This window comes from Mammaliicoccus sp. F-M27 (genome assembly GCF_022387115.1).
GTDB lineage: Bacteria > Bacillota > Bacilli > Staphylococcales > Staphylococcaceae > Mammaliicoccus > Mammaliicoccus vitulinus.
The window spans coordinates 1-218 of record NZ_JAJNIE010000048.1 but is presented as its reverse complement, the minus strand read 5'-3'; the positions used below and the strand labels follow the sequence as shown (position 1 = coordinate 218).

The window sequence follows — 218 nt, the reverse complement described above, 5'->3', positions numbered from 1 at the left end:
GGCCTAAATGGACTCGAACCATCGACCTCACGCTTATCAGGCGTGCGCTCTAACCAGCTGAGCTATAGGCCCATTCTTAAATTGAATGTTAAATAAACATTCAAAACTGAATACAATATGTCCACGTTAATTCCATGACCTAAAGGTCATTCCGTAATATCCTTAGAAAGGAGGTGATCCAGCCGCACCTTCCGATACGGCTACCTTGTTACGACTTC

Annotated in this window: 1 rRNA gene; it reads right to left on the bottom strand. The window is 44.0% G+C overall.

Going from position 1 to position 218, the window contains the following annotated elements:
- Positions 1-166 precede the first annotated feature (166 nt).
- Positions 167-218: ribosomal RNA gene (locus LQ598_RS13740) — 16S ribosomal RNA — on the bottom strand; the annotation flags it as partial.